Origin of the sequence: Neptunitalea lumnitzerae (genome assembly GCF_027924185.1) — a bacterium.
GTDB lineage: Bacteria > Bacteroidota > Bacteroidia > Flavobacteriales > Flavobacteriaceae > Neptunitalea > Neptunitalea lumnitzerae.
Genome location: NZ_BRVO01000001.1, coordinates 553,136 through 576,089, shown reverse-complemented (window position 1 = coordinate 576,089; position 22,954 = coordinate 553,136). Strand labels below are relative to the sequence as shown.

At 33.1% G+C, this 22,954-nt stretch carries 21 protein-coding genes; 20 read left to right on the top strand and 1 reads right to left on the bottom strand.

The genetic code is table 11. The features are described 5' to 3' along the window. Window positions 1–84: 84 nt before the first annotated feature. Complete coding sequence (tatA, locus tag Y10_RS02595) at window positions 85–279, bottom strand: twin-arginine translocase TatA/TatE family subunit (RefSeq protein WP_281764757.1); 195 nt, start codon at window positions 277–279, stop codon at window positions 85–87. A gap of 109 nt (window positions 280–388) precedes the next feature. Here tatA and Y10_RS02590 point away from each other — a divergent pair, with 109 nt between their 5' ends. From Y10_RS02590 to Y10_RS02495, 20 genes are all read left to right on the top strand, one after another. Continuing rightward, complete coding sequence (locus Y10_RS02590; protein WP_281763804.1) at window positions 389–1,261, top strand: M23 family metallopeptidase; 873 nt, start codon at window positions 389–391, stop codon at window positions 1,259–1,261. A gap of 6 nt (window positions 1,262–1,267) precedes the next feature. Beyond that, window positions 1,268–2,761 (top strand): GH3 auxin-responsive promoter family protein, encoded by a 1,494-nt coding sequence (locus Y10_RS02585; RefSeq protein WP_281763803.1) that lies wholly within the window; start codon window positions 1,268–1,270, stop codon window positions 2,759–2,761. A gap of 44 nt (window positions 2,762–2,805) precedes the next feature. Continuing rightward, a complete protein-coding gene (locus Y10_RS02580) occupies window positions 2,806–4,494 on the top strand; it encodes a DUF6909 family protein (protein WP_281763802.1) in 1,689 nt (562 codons plus the stop codon). A 13-nt stretch (window positions 4,495–4,507) separates the two neighbouring features. Next, window positions 4,508–5,557 carry a hypothetical protein gene (locus tag Y10_RS02575; RefSeq protein WP_281763801.1) on the top strand — a complete coding sequence of 350 codons (1,050 nt, stop codon included), beginning with the start codon at window positions 4,508–4,510 and terminating at the stop codon, window positions 5,555–5,557. Then, complete coding sequence (gene rfbB / locus Y10_RS02570) at window positions 5,554–6,606, top strand: dTDP-glucose 4,6-dehydratase (protein WP_281763800.1); 1,053 nt, start codon at window positions 5,554–5,556, stop codon at window positions 6,604–6,606. Before Y10_RS02575 ends, rfbB begins: the two co-directional genes overlap by 4 nt. Beyond that, on the top strand, window positions 6,606–7,469 hold the full coding sequence (gene rfbA / locus Y10_RS02565) for a glucose-1-phosphate thymidylyltransferase RfbA (RefSeq protein WP_281763799.1): 864 nt from the start codon (window positions 6,606–6,608) through the stop codon (window positions 7,467–7,469). Before rfbB ends, rfbA begins: the two co-directional genes overlap by 1 nt. A gap of 10 nt (window positions 7,470–7,479) precedes the next feature. Next, window positions 7,480–8,025 (top strand): dTDP-4-dehydrorhamnose 3,5-epimerase, encoded by a 546-nt coding sequence (gene rfbC, locus Y10_RS02560; RefSeq protein WP_281763798.1) that lies wholly within the window; start codon window positions 7,480–7,482, stop codon window positions 8,023–8,025. 8 nt (window positions 8,026–8,033) lie between these two features. Continuing rightward, window positions 8,034–9,284 (top strand): nucleotide sugar dehydrogenase, encoded by a 1,251-nt coding sequence (locus Y10_RS02555; RefSeq protein WP_281763797.1) that lies wholly within the window; start codon window positions 8,034–8,036, stop codon window positions 9,282–9,284. Window positions 9,285–9,290: 6 nt separating this feature from the next. Next, window positions 9,291–10,142 carry a dTDP-4-dehydrorhamnose reductase gene (gene rfbD, locus Y10_RS02550; protein ID WP_281763796.1) on the top strand — a complete coding sequence of 284 codons (852 nt, stop codon included), beginning with the start codon at window positions 9,291–9,293 and terminating at the stop codon, window positions 10,140–10,142. Continuing rightward, window positions 10,139–11,122, top strand: coding sequence for an SDR family oxidoreductase (locus tag Y10_RS02545; protein ID WP_281763795.1), 984 nt, complete (start codon window positions 10,139–10,141; stop codon window positions 11,120–11,122). Before rfbD ends, Y10_RS02545 begins: the two co-directional genes overlap by 4 nt. A 3-nt stretch (window positions 11,123–11,125) precedes the next feature. Further along, on the top strand, window positions 11,126–12,397 hold the full coding sequence (locus Y10_RS02540; RefSeq protein WP_281763794.1) for a flippase: 1,272 nt from the start codon (window positions 11,126–11,128) through the stop codon (window positions 12,395–12,397). Window positions 12,398–12,552: 155 nt separating this feature from the next. Beyond that, window positions 12,553–13,653 carry a UDP-galactopyranose mutase gene (gene glf, locus Y10_RS02535; RefSeq protein WP_281763793.1) on the top strand — a complete coding sequence of 367 codons (1,101 nt, stop codon included), beginning with the start codon at window positions 12,553–12,555 and terminating at the stop codon, window positions 13,651–13,653. Next, window positions 13,650–14,783 carry a glycosyltransferase family 4 protein gene (locus tag Y10_RS02530; protein ID WP_281763792.1) on the top strand — a complete coding sequence of 378 codons (1,134 nt, stop codon included), beginning with the start codon at window positions 13,650–13,652 and terminating at the stop codon, window positions 14,781–14,783. Before glf ends, Y10_RS02530 begins: the two co-directional genes overlap by 4 nt. Window positions 14,784–14,798: 15 nt before the next feature. After that, entirely contained in the window at window positions 14,799–15,707 is a 909-nt protein-coding gene (locus Y10_RS02525) for a sulfotransferase family protein (protein ID WP_281763791.1), read from the top strand. Between the two features lie 6 nt (window positions 15,708–15,713). Continuing rightward, window positions 15,714–16,820, top strand: coding sequence for a glycosyltransferase (locus Y10_RS02520; RefSeq protein WP_281763790.1), 1,107 nt, complete (start codon window positions 15,714–15,716; stop codon window positions 16,818–16,820). Then, window positions 16,810–17,877: a hypothetical protein gene (locus Y10_RS02515; protein WP_281763789.1), complete on the top strand. Its 1,068-nt coding sequence runs from the start codon at window positions 16,810–16,812 to the stop codon at window positions 17,875–17,877. The genes Y10_RS02520 and Y10_RS02515 overlap by 11 nt, the downstream gene beginning before the upstream one ends. Then, on the top strand, window positions 17,849–19,141 hold the full coding sequence (locus tag Y10_RS02510; protein ID WP_281763788.1) for an O-antigen ligase family protein: 1,293 nt from the start codon (window positions 17,849–17,851) through the stop codon (window positions 19,139–19,141). The genes Y10_RS02515 and Y10_RS02510 overlap by 29 nt, the downstream gene beginning before the upstream one ends. Continuing rightward, on the top strand, window positions 19,128–20,267 hold the full coding sequence (locus tag Y10_RS02505; RefSeq protein ID WP_281763787.1) for a glycosyltransferase: 1,140 nt from the start codon (window positions 19,128–19,130) through the stop codon (window positions 20,265–20,267). Before Y10_RS02510 ends, Y10_RS02505 begins: the two co-directional genes overlap by 14 nt. A gap of 147 nt (window positions 20,268–20,414) precedes the next feature. Next, on the top strand, window positions 20,415–21,776 hold the full coding sequence (locus tag Y10_RS02500; protein WP_281763786.1) for an undecaprenyl-phosphate glucose phosphotransferase: 1,362 nt from the start codon (window positions 20,415–20,417) through the stop codon (window positions 21,774–21,776). 19 nt (window positions 21,777–21,795) lie between these two features. Then, window positions 21,796–22,938, top strand: coding sequence for a DegT/DnrJ/EryC1/StrS family aminotransferase (locus tag Y10_RS02495; protein WP_281763785.1), 1,143 nt, complete (start codon window positions 21,796–21,798; stop codon window positions 22,936–22,938). Window positions 22,939–22,954: the final 16 nt, after the last annotated feature.

Below are 22,954 nucleotides of genomic sequence, written 5' to 3'. Positions count from 1 at the left end.
AGTTACGAAAAAGTAGAAAGGCTATAAAAAAGAAAACCACATTTTTACAATGTGGTTTATAAGTATTTTCAATAAAAATAATGATTATTCTTTGTTACTACGAGGAGTTTCTTTTTCCTCTTCACCTTTGGAAGCATCTTTGAATTCTTTAATTCCGCTACCTAGCCCACGCATCATTTCAGGTATTTTTTTACCTCCAAATAATAATAAAACCAATATGGCTACTACTGCTATTTGCCAAGGCCCTACCATTCCTAATAAAATAGATAATTCCATGATAATTAAAATTTATAGGGCAAAGGTAAAAAGAAATGTTTAAAAACAACGTTAATTATGATATTTTTGAATTTAACATATTGAGAAAAATTTCAATACGTATATTTGTTTTATGAAGAAAGAAAAATCATCCAGAAGGAAGAAATTACATAGAAAATGGATCTACAAATACCGCTTGGTAGTTTTAAATGAAGATACGTTTGAGGAACATCTTTCTTTTAAGCTTAACAGGTTGAATGTGTTTGTAGTAGGGTCGCTTTTATCTGTATTTTTAATTGCAGTAACTACGGTGATTATAGCGTTTACTCCATTACGTGAGTACATACCTGGGTATTCTTCTGTGAAATTAAAAAGGGAAGCAACAGAACTTACCGAAAGAACAGATTCTCTTGTAGCAGTATTAAAAGCTAATGATGCCTATATGGCATCGGTTAAAAAGGTATTAACAGGAGATATAAAACCTTACGATCTTAATAAAGATTCTCTTGAAAGTAATACGGGTATAAATGATGTGAATTTTGATTTTGAAACCAACAAAGCAGATTCATTGTTAAGAGTTGAGGTAGCCCAGGAAGACCGTTATAATTTTTCGGGAGCCGCAGAGAATACTATGAATTTTGTGCTTTTTTCACCAGTTACGGGTAGTATTTCAAGTGAGTTTAATCCTAAAGATAAACATTATGCGGTAGATATTGTGGCTACAGCAAATGCACCGGTAAAAGCTGTGGCAGATGGTAGAGTAATTTTTGCAGAGTGGACGGTAGAAACTGGATATGTAATGCTTATTGAACACTTAAACGGACTTATCTCGGTATACAAACACAATAAATCTTTAACCAAAACGCAGGGAGATTTTGTAAAAACAGGAGAAGTAATTGGTACTGTTGGAAATACTGGTGAGTTAACCACTGGGCCACATTTACATTTTGAATTGTGGAACAACGGTTACGCTATAGACCCAACAACATTTATAGATTTTAATTAAGAACGTATGTCTTTAAAGTCTTTTGCAGCTAAAATATTTGCAAAACAAGTAGTTAAGAAATCTCAGCAATGGATTGAAAATCCGGTAGAGACCCAACAACGTGTGTTTAACCAATTAGTGAGCAATGCAAGTGCTACTAAATTTGGGAAAGATCACGATTTTAACAATATCACTTCTTATGAAGATTATAAAGCAAGGGTACCCGTTAGAGATTATGAAGGGTTAAAACATTATGTAGAAGAAGTTGTAGAAGGGAAAGAAGATATATTGTGGCCCGGAAAACCTATTTATTTTGCTAAAACATCTGGTACCACTAGTGGTGTAAAATATATTCCTATTACCAAAGACTCTATGCCTAGTCATATAGAAGCGGCACGTAATGCTATTTTATTTTATATAGCAGAAACAGGAAATGCGGCTTTTGTAGATGGTAAGATGATATTTTTACAAGGAAGCCCAATTTTAAAAGAGAAAAATGGAGTTAAGCTGGGTAGGCTCTCTGGTATTGTAGCCCATTATGTGCCAGGGTATTTACAAAAAAACAGAATGCCTAGTTGGGAAACCAATTGTATAGAAGATTGGGAAACCAAGGTAGATACCATTGTAGATGAAACCTTGAAAGAGGATATGTCTGTAATTAGCGGAATACCTTCATGGGTACAAATGTATTTTGAACGTTTAGAGCAAAAAACAGGTAAAAAGGTAGGTACTATTTTCCCTAATTTTAAATTGTTTATTTACGGCGGGGTTAATTTTGAACCCTACAGAGCAAAATTCAATGAGCTGATAGGCAGAACCGTACCAAGTATAGAACTTTTTCCGGCTAGTGAAGGCTTTTTTGCTTACCAAGATTCTCAGACAGCAAAAGGTATGTTGTTACTTTTAAATTCAGGTATTTTTTATGAGTTTATAAAGTCTGATGAGTTTTTTGAAGAAAACTCAAACAGACTAACCATTGGGGAAGTAGAACTAGGAGTTAATTATGTACTTATTATAAGCTCTAATGCAGGTTTATGGTCTTATAATGTGGGTGATACGGTTCAGTTTACTTCTTTAAGCCCTTATAGAGTTATTGTATCCGGAAGAATAAAGCATTACATATCTGCCTTTGGTGAGCATGTAATTGCTAAAGAAGTAGAGCAGGCTATGCAAGCCGCATTAAAGAATACTGATATTAGTATTAATGAATTTACGGTGGCACCACAAATAACACCAAAAGAAGGTTTACCTTACCATGAGTGGTTTATAGAATTTGAGAATGCACCTAAAGACTTAGAAACTTTTGCAGCTACTATAGATAAAGAGATGCAGGAGCAGAATACCTATTATGACGATTTGATTACCGGTAAGGTTTTACAACCGTTAAAAATTACAATGCTGCAAAAAAATGCATTTACTTCTTATATGAAATCATTAGGTAAGTTAGGAGGGCAGAATAAAGTGCAACGCTTGTCTAATGATAGAGATATGGCAAATAAATTGTCGGATTATAAAATATAATTGAATTAAAAATTAAGACGTACTTTTGTAACTTAAAAACGCTTATGACAACTACAAGCACTATAAAACAGACCAGAGCACAGGAATCTACAGCAGCTATTGAACGTTTGTACATTACCATGCGACATTTGTTTAACAGAGGTTTTTATAAACCAATGGGTATTTCTGGAGAAACCCTTAGGGAGTCATTATTACTTTTAAGACCAGAAATATATGGTACTATAGCCGATGAAAAAGCAGAAATAAACGGACTTATTTATATACTTGAGCGTTTGCCTGACGGTATAGAGGAATGTAGGTTTATTAATTTAACTTCTAATGAAGGGTACGATAAATCTCATTTTGAGCCTATTATACCACCCAAACGTAGACGTAATTGCTACAGAATAGATGATGAGCAAATGAATATTGAAATAACCAGAGGTAGATCTGATATTTACGATATTCTTACGCATTTAACCTTTATGTTTATTGAGTCTCACAAAATTGCCAACAAAGTTTTAGTTGGTGAAGATGGTAAAACAACCAGAGACTGGGAAAAACTGGAAGCAGCGGTACAAAAAGGTAAGCTGAACCAGGCAGAAAGAGAAGTTGCTTTTATGCATTTAGGAAATGTATTGGGTAGAACTTTTGAAGAAGTACTAAAAGCACATAATACCTTTACTACTAAAAAACAGCCAGAACGTTTTCTGCATGTGATTTACTGGATGGGTAAACTTGCTCTTGACGAGATTGTACATAACAATAAGCGTACGATTACCTTCAGTTCTGTTTTAAGAGAACGTTTAGGGCACCATATTCATGGTGAAGTTTGGGCTAATAACATAAAAAGTGTATTAAAAGATCATAACCTTTTACACAGACCATTACACATTATAAGTGCTAATATGCACAGTGTAATGAATAGTATTTATGCCCACCAAGTATTGGGTAAAGAATATAAAGACAAAAAGTCTTTTGATGTATTTGAGGCGTTGAGCGATCCGTTGAATAATCAGTTACGTAATAAGGTAAAAGAATTTGCCCTTAAAAACGGAATGATTTCTATAGATGATACCTCAGGAACTAATATTGATGTTCAGGTTTTTGACACTGCTAAAATAGATTTCTCTAAAAGTTTATTTAAGCCAGACACTTCTATGCCAGATGATGAGAAACCTGTGTTGTTTGTGATGGATTATGCTTTTGGTGAGCAAGCCTATGAAACTATTGATGAGTTTTTAAAACCATTTAAAGAAGAGGATGAAGAGCCTGTATTTATGACGGTTGATTCGGTTTCTATAATGGGTAAAGCTGGTATTCTTGAAGGAGGTAAGGGAGATTTAATGATTCCGAATGCTCATATATTTGAAGGTACGGCAGATAACTACCCGTTTGAAAACGAGTTGTGCGCATCAGATTTTGAAAATTGTGATTTAAAAGTTTTTGAAGGCTCTATGATTACCGTGTTAGGTACTTCATTACAAAACAAAGATGTACTTAAGTTTTTCTACGAATCTACTTGGAATGTAATAGGGTTAGAGATGGAAGGAGTACATTACCAAAAGGCTATTCAATCGGCTTCAAAAATTAGAAAAAGCATACGAAAAGATGTGAAGGTACGTTATGCCTACTATGCTTCTGATAATCCTTTAGAAACTGGTAGTACATTAGCATCAGGCGGATTGGGTATTACAGGGGTAAAACCTACCTATTTAATAACTATTAAAATACTGGAACAGATACTTAACTAACCATTATTACACTATGAGTGACCAAACCAACAAGCAAAACCACAACGCTGATGAAATAGATATTATTCAGTTTTTTTCTTATTTGGGAAGAGGTATTAAAAACTTCTTTAAAGCAATAGGAAATTTTTTTCAGTGGATTTTTCATGTATTTATTCTGTTATTAATTCTTATAAGAACCAATTTAGTGTACTTTATTGCTGCACTTGTAGTTGGTTTAGTAGCAGGGTTTAGTTTAGATTATATGAGAAAACCTGTGTATGTTTCTCAAATGGTAGTTGAGCCTAATTATAACAGTGCACAACAGTTGTATAATCAGGTGGCATTTTTTAATGAGTTGGCTATTTCTAAAGATTCTGTAGCGCTTGCTAAAGAGTTAAAAATAGATGCTAAACAGGCGGGTAAAATTGTTGGTGTTGAAATTGAACCATACATTACAGAAAAGCAAAAATTATTTTTGTATGATGAGTTTATTAAAGAGTTAGATACTTTAACCCGTAATAGTTTTGATTACGAAATGTATTCTAATAGCTTTAATGATTTAGATGCTGCTTATCATATCATTTCGGTACGTGCTAAAGACAATAATATTGCTAAAAGCATTGAGAAACCTATTGTAGCATCGGTATCTGAAACACCTTATTTTAAAGGACAGGAATTAACGAGTAACTTAAACAGAGCTTTACAAGATACTATATTGAGAAAGCAATTAAGAGATATAGACTCTTTACAAGACACCTATAGGAAGGCTATGATTGCTGCAGCTAGTAACACGGGTAGTGCATCAACAAGTATTTCTTTAGATAATAAATCAAGTAAAATAGACGAAACAGAGTTGTTTAAGTATATCAATGAAATTAAGCGCAACTTGGTTGATTTGAATATTGAAAAAGCAACAGAACAAGCTACTCTAAATATAATTTCTGAATTTCCTGATAAAGGCTTGAAAGTGCAAAAGTTAAGAAAAAGTATGAAGGTAGTTTTACCCATTTTCTTAATTATTGTAGTATTTGTTGTGTTGCTATTGGGTAAATTAAATACCTACTTAAAAACTTATAATAAATGAAAATTCTTATAACCGGCGGTGCTGGGTTTATTGGATCTCACGTTGTTAGAACGTTTGTAAATAAATATGCTAATTATCACATCTATAACCTAGATGCATTAACCTATGCAGGTAATCTTGAAAATATTAAAGATGTAGAAGACTGTGATAATTATACGTTTTTGAAAGGGGATATTAATGATGCAGATTTAATAGATTCCTTATTTAAAAAATATGATTTTGATGCTGTAATACATTTGGCAGCAGAATCACACGTAGACAGGTCTATTAGCGATCCGTTGGCGTTTGTGAGAACTAATATTATTGGTACTGTAAATCTTTTAAACGCTAGTGTAAAGTATTGGAAAGACAGTTCTAAGAAACATTTATTTTACCATATAAGTACAGATGAGGTGTACGGAACGTTGGGAGAAACCGGATTGTTTACAGAAACAACCTCATACGATCCTAACTCACCTTACTCAGCTTCAAAAGCAGGGTCAGATCATTTTGTTAGGGCTTACGGAGAAACGTATAAGTTACCGTATATTGTTACTAATTGTTCTAATAACTATGGGCCAAATCAGTTTCCTGAAAAGCTGATTCCATTATTTATAAATAACATTGTAAACAAAAAACCTTTACCAGTGTATGGTGATGGTAAGTTTACTAGAGATTGGTTATTTGTAGAAGATCATGCAGCAGCTATTGATTTGGTTTTTCATAAGGGGCTTGAAAAGGAAACTTATAATATTGGAGGTTTTAATGAATGGCAAAATATTGACCTTATTAAGCTATTATGCAAAATAATGGATGAAAAATTAGGGCAGGAAGCAGGTACTTCTGAAGCTTTAATTACGTACATCACTGACCGACCAGGGCATGATAGAAGATATGCTATTGACGCCACAAAAATAAATACTGAATTGGGTTGGAAACCTTCTGTAACTTTTGAAGAAGGGTTGGCTAAAACCATTGATTGGTATTTAGATAATAAAGAGTGGTTAGAAAATGTTACCTCGGGTAACTATAGAGATTATTACCAAAATATGTATAAAATAGATTCATAATGAAAGGAATTGTGCTTGCCGGAGGATCTGGAACGCGTTTATATCCGCTAACGATAGCCGTTAGTAAGCAGTTAATGCCCATTTATGATAAACCGATGATATACTATCCGGTTTCTACATTGATGTCTGCGGGTATTAGAGAAATTTTAATTATTTCTACCCCTCAAGATAAACCACTTTTTCAAAAGCTGTTAGGAGATGGTAGTGCTGTAGGGTGTAGGTTTGAGTATGCTACGCAAGAATTGCCCAATGGTTTGGCAGAAGCCTTTATTATTGGTGAAGATTTTATAGGGGATGATAGTGTAGCACTCATTTTAGGAGATAATATATTTTACGGTACAGGATTGGCTACTCTATTACAGTCAAATGTAAACCCAGAAGGTGGTATTATCTATGCATACCACGTGCATGATCCAGAGCGTTATGGCGTAGTAGATTTTGATGATGATGGTAATGCTATTTCTATAGAAGAAAAGCCAGCGGTACCGAAGTCTCATTATGCTGTACCTGGTATTTATTTTTATGATAATACGGTTGTAGAGATTGCTAAAAATATTGAGCCAAGTGCTAGAGGTGAACTAGAGATAACTGATGTAAATAAAGTGTATTTAGAACAAGGTAAATTACGTGTTAGTATTTTAGATAGAGGAACGGCTTGGTTAGATACCGGTACTTTTAAATCGTTGATGCAAGCCGGACAATTTGTTCAGGTTATAGAAGAACGTCAGGGGCTTAAAGTGGGTGCTATTGAGGAAGTTGCCTATAAAATGGGCTTTATAAATAAACTGCAATTAGAAGAAATTACCAAAGGTCTGTTGAAAAGTGGGTATGGTAAAAATATTATTGAAATACTAAAAGGATAAATTTCACTACATGAAAGTTGAAGAAACCCCTTTATCGGGTTGTTATATTATAGAACCTGCCGTTTTTGAAGATGATAGAGGCTACTTTTTTGAAAGCTTTAATCATAAAAAGTTTGAAGATGCTACCGGCGTTTCTATTCCATTTGTGCAAGATAATCAGAGTCAATCTCAAAAAGGGGTTGTAAGAGGTATCCATTATCAATGTGGTGAGTGGGCACAATCTAAATTGGTGCGTGTATTAAGTGGTAAGGTTTTAGATGTAGCCGTAGATTTACGTAAAGATTCACCAACCTTTGGGAAGCATTTTTCTATTGTATTATCAGCTGAAAATAAAAAACAGCTTTATATACCAAGAGGTTTCGGACATGGATTTTCTGTAATTTCAGAAACTGCTGAGTTTTCATATAAATGTGATAACTATTATAACAAAGCCTCTGAAGGAGGTATTATTTATAACGATCCGTTTTTAGGAATAGATTGGCATTTAAACGAAGATGAAGTAATTGTTTCTGAGAAAGATCTTTATTTACCTACTTTTGAAAATGCCAAATTGTAATTGATATTATGAGTGTTATAGCTATTATTGGTTTAGGATATGTAGGCTTACCATTAGCGGTAGAGTTTGCTAAAAATAACTACGAAGTTATTGGGTTTGACATTCAACAGAAGCGTATTGATGATCTGAAGAATGGAATAGATAGCACGCTAGAAGTAAGCGAAGAAGAACTTCTTGAAGCAAAAACAATCACCTATACAGCTACTCCGCTAGATCTTAAAAAAGCGTCTGTATATATTGTAACTGTACCAACCCCTATAGACAACTATAAAAAACCAGATTTAACCCCAATTATTTCGGCTTCTAAGGAAGTGGCAAAATGGATAGATAAGGGAGATATTGTTATTTATGAATCTACTGTTTTTCCTGGCTGTACAGAAGAAGTGTGCGTGCCTTTATTAGAAGAAATTAGTGGATTAAAATTCAATGAGGATTTTTACTGTGGATATTCACCAGAACGTATTAACCCTGGAGATAAGGAAAGAAGGGTACACAATATTGTAAAAGTAACCTCAGGCAGTACACCAGAAATAGCCAATTATATAGATGACTTATATGGGTCTATTGTAACTGTGGGTACTCATAAGGCATCCTCTATAAAAGTAGCAGAAGCCGCCAAGGTAATAGAGAATTCTCAGAGAGATTTGAATATTGCTTTTGTGAATGAGCTTTCAATGATTTTTGATAAAATGAATATCAATACACTTGAAGTGTTGGAAGCAGCTGGTACCAAATGGAACTTTTTACCTTTTAGACCTGGTTTAGTTGGTGGGCACTGTATAGGGGTAGACCCATACTACCTAACGTATAAAGCACAAAGTTTAGGGCACAACCCAGAAGTAATACTTGCTGGAAGGCGTATAAACGATAATATGGGCGCTCAGGTAGTAAAAAAATATGTAAAGCATCTACTGAATGCTAAGAAGACCGTTAATGGCACAAAAACGCTTATTTTAGGTTTTACGTTTAAAGAGAATTGTCCAGATATTAGAAATACACGAGTAATAGACATATACCAAGAATTACAGGAATATGGAATAGAGGCAGATATTTATGACCCTATTGCTGTAAAAGAAGAAATTGAACATGAATACGGTATAAAAGTTACTTCTAACGATATAAATACTTACCAAGGGATTATTGTAGCTGTTGGGCATTCAGAATTTTTGACTTACGACTGGGAAGCAATTGCAAAAGATACTATCATCTTTGATGTAAAAAGTATTTTGAAGAAAGGATTGGCAACAGACTCACTATAATAGATAATGAAAATATTAGTTACCGGAGCAAGCGGACAATTAGGTACATGTATTCAGGAGGTAGCTGCTGAATATGAGAATCTTGAATGGATTTTTGCATCATCCATAGATCTTGATATAACAGATGTTGAAGAGGTTTCAGATTTTTTTTCTGAACACCAACCAGATACGGTTATCAACTGTGCAGCTTATACCGCGGTAGATAAGGCAGAGAATCATGCTGAAACAGTGTATAACGTAAATGCAGAAGCAGTAAGAATACTGTCGGAACAATGTAAATTTCATAATGCTGTTCTTGTACATATTTCAACCGATTTTGTTTTTGACGGTACAGCTAAAGAGCCTTACAAAATAACAGATGCTACAAACCCTTTGGGAGTTTATGGAGCTTCAAAGTTAAAAGGAGAAACCTATGTTCAAGAGATACTAGATACATATTTTATAATTAGAACTTCATGGGTATATTCTGAGTTTGGAGGAAATTTTATGAAGACGATGCTTAGGTTGGCTGAAACCAAAAACGAATTGAATGTGGTGGCTGACCAAATTGGCGCCCCTACCTATGCTATGGATTTGGCAAAATTTTTAGTGGAAATAGTAAGTAGTAAGTCAACTAATTATGGTATTTATCACTACTCTAATAAAGGTAGTATTAGCTGGCACACATTTGCAAGTGCTATATTTGAGTATGCACAGAAAGATGTTGTTGTACATGCTATTCCGACTACCGAGTATCCTACACCAGCAAAAAGACCTGAATATAGTGTTTTAGATACTTCTAACACTATAGCGCAATTTAAAGTAGATATTCCCGATTGGAAAACAAGTTTACAAAACTGCCTTAAAAAGTATTTATGAGTAACAGAATTATTGAAAATAAGAAAGTTTTAGTAACTGGTGGAGCCGGATTTATTGGTTCTAATCTGATAGAGGTTTTACTAAAGCAAAATAATACCGTAGTTTGTTTAGACAACCTGGCTACAGGGCATTTAAAGAATATTGAAGCGCATTTAGAGAAGTCTAATTTTACATTTATTGAAGGAGATATTAGAGACTTAGAGACTTGTAAAAAAGCTACCCTAGGGGTAGATATAGTATTGCATCAGGCAGCTTTAGGTTCGGTACCACGTTCTATTAACGATCCTATTACAAGTAATGCAGTAAACATTTCTGGGTTTTTAAATATGTTGTGGGCAGTAAAAGAAAACAATGTAAAGCGTTTTGTGTATGCTGCCAGTTCTTCTACTTACGGAGATCACCCAGATTTACCTAAGCAAGAAGATATTATAGGAAATCCTCTGTCGCCATACGCGGTTACCAAATATGTAAACGAGTTATATGCAAAAGTGTTTGCTACCACCTATGGTATAGAAACTATTGGTTTACGTTACTTTAATGTATTTGGCCCTAAGCAAGACCCTAACGGAGCATATGCTGCGGTTATACCTAAGTTTATTAACCTGATGAGGGAAGGAGAGCAACCTGTCATAAATGGTACAGGGGAGCATAGCCGAGATTTTACGTATATAGATAATGTGGTTCAGATGAATCAGTTAGCAGCTTTAACTGATAATCCAGACGCTATAAACACGGTGTACAATGTGGCTTGTGGAGAGAATACCAATTTAAACGAATTGTTTTTTGCTATAAAAGAAGCGTTGGTTTTTAATGGTTATAATGCTCCTGAAGAGCCTATATACGGGCCTGAGAGAAAAGGAGATGTAAAACATTCATTGGCATCTATAGAAAAAGCAGAACAATTGTTGGGGTATGCACCTACCGTAAAGTTTGAGCAAGGCTTACAACAAACGGTACAATGGTTTTTAGCTACGTTATAATGTATGAAAGAACGAATAGCCAGCTTAGTTGCTAACAATAGGGTGTTACTTAAAAATTTCTCTTATTTAAGTATTATAAGAGTTATTAATTTGTTGCTTCCGTTGGTTGTTTACCCATATTTGATTAAAGTTTTAGGGGGCGAAAAATACGGACTGGTTGTTTTTGCTGAGGCTATTATAGGATACTTAGTAATTTTAGTGGGTTTTGGGTTTAACATTGCAGCAACCAAAGAGGTAAGTATTCATAGAGATGATAAGAAGAAACTAGGAGAGATTGTAAGCAGTATCTTTTTGCTGAAGGGTGTATTATTTGTAGCATCGGTTCTTATTTTGGCAATAGTTTTGTTCTTTTTACCAGAGGGTGGCAATTATAAATTACTATTTTATTTAAGTCTTTGGCTCTGCCTGAACGACATTATTTTTCCGATATGGTACTTTCAAGGAATAGAGGAGATGAAGTACATCACCTATATTACAGTTTTAACCAAGGTGGTTTTCTTTGGTCTTATCTTTTTGTTTATTAAAGAGGAAAGCGATTATTTATACGTGCCTATTTTAAATGGTATAGGAGTTATAGTAGGAGGTGTTATTGCTCTTTATATCGTATTTAAAAAGCATAAAGTAGCATTTGTTATACCTACTTTTCAAGCCTTAAAGTTTTACTTTAAAGAGGCATTACCCATTTTTGTTTCGCAACTTTCTATGAAACTGTACGTAAGTAGTAACAAGGTTATCATTGGTGCATTTTTAGGAATGGTTGATGTGGCATATTATGATTTGGCTGAAAAGATTATTAACATGTTAAAAGTACCGCAGAACATGATTAATCAGTCGATATTTCCTAGAATAAGCAGAGATAAAAATATAGGTTTTATCAAAAAAGCATTCAAACTAATTCTTGTTGTTAACGTGCTTTTAAGCTTATGTATGGTTGTATTGTCTGAGCATGTAGTGGTATTTTTAGGAGGAAAGGAAATGTTACCTTCAAAAAAAGTGATTGATATTCTTACCGTTACAGTACCTATTATAGCTATGAGTAATGTGTTTGGTTTATACTTATTAATTCCGTTTGGTTTTAATAAAGTATTTAGCCGTATTATAGTGGCTTCTGGACTATTTTATGCAGTACAGATGTTTATAATATGGAAGTTTGTTAGTTTTACGTTACTCAATGTAGCTTATGTAACCATAACAACAGAAACCTTTGTTACCGCAGGTACTTATTGGTTCTGCGTTAAAAACGGTTTGTGGAAACCCAAAAAGTTATCGGTTTAGATTTCTCTCCTATACTGCTTCTAACATTGTTACGTTGTTAATTACTTAATGTATCAAGATAATTTTACGAGGTTATGATTTTAAATGCCTCTTAAATTTCGTTTATTTGGTGGGTTAAAGAAAAATACTTCTAACACGGTATTGAAAAATAAGATATGGATTTAAAATACGATTACCTTATAGTAGGATCTGGACTTTTTGGTTGTGTGTTTGCACATGAAGCATATAAAAAAGGTAAAAAATGCTTAGTAATAGATAAGCGTTCTCATATTGGAGGTAATATTTATTGTGAAAATGTAGAAGGTATTAATGTGCATAAATACGGAGCACATATTTTTCATACCAATGATAGAGAAATTTGGGATTATGTAAACTCATTTGTGGAGTTTAATAGGTTTACCAATGCACCCATAGCAAATTACAATGGTAAGCTTTATAATTTACCTTTTAACATGAACACCTTTTATCAATTGTGGGGGGTAAAAACACCTGATGAGGCAAAGGCTAAAATTGATGAGCAGATAAAGGATTTGAACATTACAAATCCTCAGAATTTAGAAGAACAAGCACTGTCTTTGGTCGGGGTAGATGTATATGAAAAACTGATTAAAGGGTATACAGAAAAACAATGGGGTAGAAAGGCAACTGAATTGCCTGCTTTTATTATTAAAAGGCTTCCGGTGCGTTTTACGTTTGATAATAATTATTTTAAAGATAAGTATCAAGGCATACCAATAGGTGGCTACAATAAGCTAATAGATGGCTTGTTAGATGGAATTGAGGTGAAAACAGAGGTAGACTTTTTCAAAGAGAAGGCATACTTTGAAAGCATAGCAGATAAAATTGTTTTTACAGGAAAGATAGATGAGTATTATAATTTTCAGTTTGGAAAACTGGCTTATAGATCGTTAGAGTTTAAAACAGAAGTGAAAGATACAGCTAATTATCAAGGGAATGCTGTAGTAAATTATACAGATAGAGAAACTCCTTTTACAAGAATTATAGAACACAAGCATTTTGAGTTTGGTACGCAGGAGAAAACCGTTATTACTAGAGAATATCCGCAGGAATGGGATGAAAGTAAAGAACCTTATTACCCTGTAAACGATGCCATAAACTCTGAAATGTTTAGAAAATATAAGGCGCTAGCCGATAATGAAAAAGATATTATCTTTGGAGGAAGATTAGCAGAATATAAATACTACGATATGCACCAGGTTATTGGTAGTGCATTAAAAAAAGCTAAAAGTATATGAAAAAAATAGGGATGTTGCCTGTTATTGATAGTCTTGAGTACAATAAAGGTGGGCAACACACGGTAGTTAAGAAATTATACCTATCTACTGAACTTCAAAAGGATGTAGCTTTTTATTTAATTCCGAAGAAAAATGATAACATTGAAAACCTGAAGAAATACGGGTTGTTAATGGCTATTAAAAAAACCTCTTTAGGGCTCATAATGGCATTCTCTAGGTTAATGAGAGCAAGCTATAAGCATATTAAAACGCTAGACCACGAGGTTATAATATCACATGATTATATAGATAGTTATGTGATTACTAAGTTTTTTAAAAATATACGTTTGGTAACGGTGCAACATAGTCAAGGCTCTTTATATACAGAGTATACAGATTTACATGGCTATAAGAAAAGTTTTTTACTGAAATGGTTTTTAAACCATATGGAAAAAACCATTTATAAAAATGCTGAAATTACTGGTTTCCCTTCCATGGGAGCTAGAGAGGCATTAATGCAAACCCACCCACAAATTAAAGGAATTTTAGAGCAAAAACCTGTGGCTGTTTTGTATAATGGTGTGCCTATTAAAAATGAACAATTTCAAATAGAAAAACCAGATAAACCTTTGCAAATTATTACCGTTTCAAAAATTAATATGGCAAAAGGTATAGATAGGGTTCCTGAGTATTTAAACCAACTTAAAGAGCGTAACATAAATTTCCATTGGACGCTTTTGGGGCAAGGACCTTTAGCTGATATTCTAGAACAAGAAATTGAGAAATACAGTTTGCAAAATCACATAACCTGGATTAAAGATAGATTACCGCATGCTACCGTAATGGAGTATTTAACCAATTCTCATTATTACATGTGTATGCACAGATTTTCTATTTTTGATTTTTCTACCCTTGAAGCCATGTTACATGGATGTATACCTTTGCTAACCAATGTTGGTGGTAATAAAGAAATGATTCAATGGAATAATGGAGTACTGATTGATGAAAAGGAGCAATTTGCAGCTCAATTTGAAACCATTGAACAGCAAAGAGATACTCTTGCTAAAGAGAATTTTGAGATTGTTAAAAATAACTTTAGTGAGTCTAATTTTTACAATTACTATATAGATTTGGTAAAACGCATTCGCTAATACAAATTCATTCCTATGATAAGTAATGTTGGTACCCAGCAATATATATTACCCGACTTTTTAATAATAGGGGCGGCCAAATGTGGTACCACTTCTATGGCAGATTACTTAGCGCAACATTCTAAAGTATTTATTCCTAAAATTAAGGAATGTAGATTTTTCTCGGGTATGACACCTGATTTTAAAGGTCCTGGAGATTATGTTGTGAATCAGGAAATGATTACAGAAATAGGAGACTATGTAAACCAATTTAGTGGTCAAGAGCAGAAGTTTTTAGGAGATGCTTCTGTAGATTATTTGTATTACTATAAGAATACCATTGCTAATATTTATAAATATTACCCTAAAGATAAATTACCAAAGCTTATCATATCGTTACGCAATCCGGTAAATAGAACCTTCTCTATGTATGCACACTTAAAAAGAGATCTTAGAGAAACATTGAGTTTACCAGATGCCATAGCGGCCGAAAAGGAAAGAGAAGAGGCTCACTGGGAATGGGTGTGGCAGTATACAGCGGCTAGTTTGTACTGTAAGCAAGTGCAATATTTTTTAGAGCATTATGATGCTGATAAGATTTACATTAGTATTTACGAGGATTTTGTAAAGGATACGGAGCAAGGTATGAAAGGTATCTTTGAGTTTTTAGAACTTGATGTGGAATATATAAATACAGAGAAAATATTAAACCCATCTGGAGAAGCAAAAAATAAGACGTTGCAAAGATTAATAGTAAACAAAGGCCCCGTAGTTGCGTCTATTAAAAAGCTAATACCTCAGGGTTTAAAGGATTATTTTGTTGCTAAGAATTTAAAAAGTTTTAGAATTACAGAGGACGATATAGCTTTGTTACAACCTATTTTTAAAGAGGATATTGCACAACTAGAAAAGCTTTTAAATAAAGAGTTAATAGACTGGAAATAGTAAATCATGAATATTGTACATATCATAACTTCATTAGGGGTTGGAGGTGCCGAGAAAATGTTAGTAACTGTAGCAAATAGGCAAGCCGCCAAGTACAATGTAACCGTAATTTACTTTAAGGTAGATGATTTAGTAGAAGAGTTTACAGATGAGGTAACGGTAATACAGGTGCCGCTTCAAAAAAATATAGTGTCGGTACTTAAATCTAGGCTAAAGGAAATTAAACCAACTATTGTGCATACCCACCTTACACATGCCGATTTATTTGGGTTGTTAGCGGCTAAGGGGTTAAAAAATGTAAGAACATTTACAACAATTCATAACACTAAGTACAGGCATAACATACTAGATTATGGGTACTATATGCTATACATCTTATTGTTTAATGTAATAGCCCCTAAAACACGTGTTATAGCCATTTCTAATCAGCTAGAAATACTAATAGCAAAGGTTTTTAAAGTTCCCGCTAAAAGAATTAAGCTGCTGCATAATACAGTAGCAGAAACAAAACAAGAATCAAGAGTAGTTAGTAATGAAGTGGTTCCAGAAATTTTTGAAAAGCAGGCAGCTAAGTTTAAAATATTATTTATAGGGAGGCTTTCTAAGCAAAAAGCAGTTCATAATCTTTTACAAGCTATTGCAGTGCTTAAAGCTGAGGTAAAAGAGCATACAATAGCCGTTATAGTAGGAGATGGAGATTTAAAAGCGGATTTACTAGCGGAGAGCGATCGTTTAGAAATTGCTGATAAAGTATTTTTTGAAGGGATTAGTGCTAATACGCCAGGATACTTTAAGAATTCAGATATATTTGTGCTACCTTCTATTTTTGAAGGTTTGCCATTAGTTTTGTTAGAAGCGCTTAAATATGGGTTACCCATCATAGCGTCGGATATAGAAGGTCCATCGGAGCTTATTAAATCTGGGGATAATGGTTTTTTATTCGAAAAGAATAATCCTGATGATTTAGCAGAAAAAATAGAACATTTATACTACAATAAAAATCTAAGAGCTCAGTTTAGTGCTAAAGGAATTGAATTATTTAACGATTGTTTTAGTCCAGATATTTACATTGAGAAATTAGAACATATTTATAACGAAGTTAATGGGGGGTAGAGTTTTAAAGCTAAATAAATTAACCTTTTTTGTATTAGCGTTAGCAGGTTTGCTTATTGCTAGTACCACAACGTTATTTTTGCCTCACCGATTTTTCTTAGATACAAACATCCTTATTTTAGATAGGTACAATGAAATAGGATTTGTGGGTAGTTACCCCTTAACAATTTTGTTTTATAAAATTACGGGTTTACGGTACGTACATTTTGCTTTTATAGGTTTTTTACAGTACAGTATTTTTATGATTGTGCTTTACAAAATAGGTATACCAGAACGTTTTCATATCATAAACATAAAGAATGTCTTAATCTACTTTATGTTTGCCGTTATAGCCATTTATATATCAATGCCCTCTAAAGAGTTTATAAATTATTTATTTATAGCTGCTTTGGTATTTCTTTTTAAAAATGCTTCGTATAAGCTATCTAAAAAAGTTACTATAGCAATACTTATGTTAGTTACATACGCGTTCTTTTTTAGGCCTTATTATGCATTTATATCCGTTTTAATAGTGGTTATGTATTACGTTAGTAGATTGAGAATAGAAAACAAAAGAGTTTTAGCTATCTCAACCTCTCTTATTGTTTTAATTTTTATTTCACTTAGTTACGGAGCCTTAAAAGGGGTGTTTTTATCAGAGAAAACAAGATATTATGTAAATTCAGAGCGTTTAGGGTCAGAGAATGCCAACTCCATGATTTTATCGCCTGTAAAGCCAGATACTTGGTACGGTGAGTCTATTGGTATTGTCTATGGTTTTTTATCAGTAAATCTTCCGTTTAATGGATTAAAGTACTTAAAATCTCCACACATAATGGTATTTATTGTGTGGCAATTTCTGGTTTTTTTCATTTTATTTAAAAGATTTGGAAGATGCCTTGATAAGGGGAGGTATAAGAATGAAGAATTATGGTTATTTTTCATCTTATTTTCATTCTTTGTGGTGCAAGGTATTTTTGAACCTGATTTGGGATCTGCTACGCGTCATAAGGCAGGTATTTTTCCGTTGTTATATTATCTATTTTATTATGAAGATTTTAGAAAGAAACTACGATAAGATTTTCTTTAGTTTTCTGTTGTTAATTGCTTCTACGTTAATTTTCAGAAAATTTAGTACTATTTGTATTCTGATATTTGTAGCATTTAATCTATTAACTTTTAATAGGTTAAAATATGATAGGAAAAAGCTTATTTGGTGGGTTATAGTAGCAATTCCGTTTTTACTAGATGTACTATTCTTATGGAATAATGATAGTTTGGGGGCTGGATTAAAATCGGCAGAAAAGCGTTTATCTTTTATTATTTTTCCAACGTTCTTGCTCGGTTATTATAAAGCTATCAATTTTAAATGGTTTTTAAAATTGTATGGCTACATTATGGTGGTAATAGTATTTATGGCTTATGGAGCCTATGCTTATAATTATCCTGAACATGTTATTAAATACTATCATGGTAAACACCTTTGGGAAATGGGATATCATTTTGCCAATTTTGTAGGTATTCATGCTCCAGCATTTAACTTACATATGTCTTTTGTAAGTATTTCATGTTTATATCTTTTGTTTGCTGCAGGGAAGCGGTTGCAGAGTAAGCTAATTAGTGGACTATTTTTGTTACTATCTTTGGTTATAGTAATGTATATAAATACTAGGGTTGCTGTGGTAATAACTTTATTGGGGTATGGTGTAGTTTGTTTTTTTGAACTTTTCAAAAACAAAAATATTTATAAGGCAGTTAAAATATCAGCATTACTCTTCAGTTCGGTGATTCTTATCATGGTTGTATTTGTAAAAGTTTTTCCGTATTCCGTTGAGAAATATACAAAAGGTAGTTTTTCAGATATGGAGTATGTTGGGAATTTGGATGCTGTGGAACATCCTGAAATTCGATTTTTTAATAAGTTAGTTACACGAGTTTCTATCTGGAAATCGGCATTAGAACTTGCAGAAGATAATTGGATTATTGGGTATGGTGCTTCTGATGCCCGAAATGAATTGGTAAACTATTATAAAGAAACGGACCAGCAGTTTTTAGCTAAATATGAATTTCCCACGCACAACCAATACATAGACTTTTTACTCAAATTTGGAGTGCTTGGTTTTATAGGCGTTATTTGTTTTATGTTTGGTATGGGTTACTTGGGCTGGCAAATGAAGCATCCGGTCGTAATATCGTTTTGTTTATTATTTTTTATTTCTAATCTTACAGACGATTTTTTAATTAGGTATGATGGTATTACCTTTAGTGCTTTATGGTTTGCTATATTTGCCAATCAGTATTTTTATAATACAAAAATAACAGGATACGTTGAGAAAGATTAAGATAGCGCATGTTACACACTCAGTTGGTGGACTAGAGATATATTTGAGATTGATTTCTGAGAATATTAATTCTGATAAGTTTGAGAATATAGTTATTCATCAGAAAGATGAGAAGAAAAGGAGGTATAAGAATAACAAAGGAGAACAACTGTTAGAATATAAGATACCTATTCAAAGAGAAATTAGTATTGTTAAAGATCTGAAATGTGTATATGAGACCGTTAAAATACTAAGAAAAGAAAAACCAGATCTTATACATGCCCATAGTGCCAAAGGTGGTATTATTGGTAGGTTAGCTTCGTTATTTTATAAAGTTCCTGTATTACACACTCCTCATGCGTATTCTTACTTAAGTGCAAGTTCTCCATTAGCTAAAACAGTATATCTTACCATAGAGAAAATCTTCAGACGTTTCAATTCTTATTTGTTGGCTACTTCAGATTCTGAAATGAATAGAGGTTTAAAGGAAGTAGGTTATAGAAAGAAACGAGTAATTGTATTTAAAAATTCTGTACTACCTATTAAAAACACCCCAGATACAGCTAAGGTTTTTGAAGAGTTTAATTTAAAACCTAACTATATCTGTACCGTTGGTAGACCATCTTATCAAAAAAATATTGAAATGATGATTAAGGTAATAGCACAATTAAAAATTGCTATACCTAATATTCATTTAGTAGTGATGGGAGTGGGGGAGTATAGCCCAAATAAAGATTCGATTGTGAAAATGATTGATGATTTAGGACTTCAAAAGAATGTGTCGTTAATTGAGTGGATTGAAAGAGAGAAGATTTTTACCATTATAAAAGAATCTTGGTTGTATATATCTACTTCGCGTTATGAAGGATTGCCGTATTCTATTATTGAAAGTTTGGCATTATCTAAGGCGTGTGTGGTTACTGAATGTGATGGTAATGTAGACTTAATTGAAGACGGATTTAATGGGTACATAGTAAAGCAAGATGATGTGCCTACTATGGTAAAACGTATTGATAAATTGTATCACGAAGAGAAATTAAGAGCTCGTTTTGAAAGTAATTCTCACATGGTTTTTGACGAAATTTTTAATCTTGAAAAAAATATACCCATCTTAGAAAGTATATATTCAAGATATTCAGATTATTAATCTAATAACTTAAGGTTTAGTTTTTGTATAAAAAATGAATTTTTTGGTGTAATATTTAATGCAATATTGTTTTAAATTTTGTTTTAGATATAGATATATTTATTAGTTTTATACTCCATAAATTTTTTTTTAGATAACTAACCAATTATGAGTATAGTGAAGAAACGTAAATCGACTGGTCTTATAAGGCCTATGTCGTTTGTGATAGATATTCTTATTTTAAACATCCTAGGTCACTTTTTTCTATTCAATGGCTCATTTGAACTAAGTTTCTACATTTTTACCTCAGTAGTTTGGTTTTTTACTTCTTTACAGCAAAACTTTTACGAAATACATAGGTATACCAATCTCATTAGCATTGCTTCTAAAACTTTTAAGCAAAGTTTTGTTACCTTATTATTCACATTTACCTATTTTGGTTTTTACTATAAATATCCAATCCACCCAACGCAAATATTGGCTTATGCTATTCTTATTCTTGCTTTTATGGGTACCGTACGTATTACCATTTTCTTTTTCATGAAAAGGTATCGTAGAGTTTTGGGGGGTAGTCAAAAGAGAATCATCATTATTGGTCAAAACAAGAATACCATAATGTTAAAGGATTTCTTTGAGAAGAATCCAGAGTTAGGTTTTCATTTTGTGAGTTTTGTTTCGGTAGGTCACAATGCTACGTTTTCATCTTTAGAAGGATGTTTCAATTTTATTATAGACAATAACATTGATGAAATATACTGCTCTTTAGCGGAAATGAATGATGATGATATAGCTGAGTTTATAGCCTTTGCAGATAACAATTTAAAGCTTATTAAGTTTATGCCAGATAATAAGGCTATTTTTAGTAAGCAGCTTAAATATGAGTATTACGGTTATACCCCAATATTATCTTTAAGAAGTATTTTGGTAGATGAACCAATTAATAAAATAGTGAAAAGAGGATTTGATATTTTGTTTTCTTCTTTGGTTATTATTTTGGTTTTATCATGGTTAACACCGTTAGTGGCGTTATTGATAAAGTTAGAGTCTAGAGGTCCTGTTTTCTTTAAACAAAAAAGGAGCGGTGTAGGGTACCATGAATTTGAATGTTTTAAATTCAGATCTATGACGCCTAATAAAAATGCCAATAAGCAGCAGGCTACTAAAGGAGATGCTAGAATTACAAAAGTGGGTAGAATATTGCGTAAAACCAGTATCGATGAACTTCCTCAGTTTTATAATGTATTGTTAGGAGATATGTCGGTTGTTGGGCCAAGACCTCACATGATATCACATACAGAGAATTTTGCAAAGCGTATTGATAAGTTTATGGTACGCCACTTTATAAAGCCTGGTATTACCGGTTTGGCTCAAGTACGTGGGTATAGAGGAGAGGTAGAAACTGATAACGATATTATTAATAGAGTTAAATACGATATTTTCTATATTGAAAACTGGTCTATACTTCTAGATTTAAAAATTATATTTCTTACTGTTTACAATGCTGTAAAGGGTGAAGAAAAAGCATATTAATTGTTCTAAAACTTTCTATTTGACAGAGCGTAAGAAAATATTATTATCTCCTGCTTGTACTAACGAGCTGGAGCAACAATATATTTCTGAAAGTCTTTTAGACCATTGGATGGCACCGCAAGGGCCTCAATGTACTAAGTTTGAGGCAGAACTTCAGCAGTATTTAAAAACAAGTTATATACCGGTTTTAGTATCTTCTGGAACAGCCGCCATACACTTAGCTTTAAAAACCTTAGGGGTGGGTGCAGGTGATATTGTTTTAGTACAAAATTTTACATTTGCGGCTTCGGTAAATCCTATTACTTATGTAGGGGCCATTCCAGTACTTATAGATTCTGAAAATTCTACTTGGAATATGTGCCCGGATCAGCTTGAAAAAGCTATTAAATATTTTGTTAGCAAGAACCAAACGCCTAAAGCAATTATTACCGTAGATTTATATGGTATGCCTTGTAACTACAAGCGTATATTAGAGATTAGTAAAGCGTATCATATACCTGTTGTAGAAGATAGTGCAGAGGCTTTAGGAAGTAGCTATAAAGGGGCTTATTGTGGTACGTTAGCAGATATGGGTATCTTTTCTTTTAATGGTAATAAAATGATTACCATGACTAGCGGAGGATTGGTGTTGTGTAAAACGGAAGAACAAGCCACACAAGTACGGTATTTAGCCAACCAAGCGAAAGAGGCTACACCGTATTACGAGCATAAGAATGTAGGGTATAATTATGCACAAAGTAATATACTTGCTGCTATTGGTCGTGCTCAACTAACTAAATTGCCAGCGTTTCTTTCTAAAAGAGCTGTAATACATACTTTTTATAGTAATCTTTTTAAAACGTATGATTTTGTTGAGGTTATGCAAGCGCCAGATGAGGTTTATAGTACCAATTATTGGTTAACGTGCGTGATTATAAAACCAAACAATTTCAATAAATCTAATCATGGGTTAAAGGCTTTTTTAGAGAAAAAGAATATAGAAACAAGGTACCTTTGGAAACCAATGCATTTGCAACCAGTATACCAGCATTGTAAATTTTTTAGTACCGGTGTTTCTGAAACTGTTTTTAATATGGGCTTGTGTTTACCGTCTTCTCCCGTATTAGAAGAACAAGATTTAGCATATCTTGAAAATTGTATTAAAACCTATTTAGAGCAATAGGCAAAATTTCTTTTTT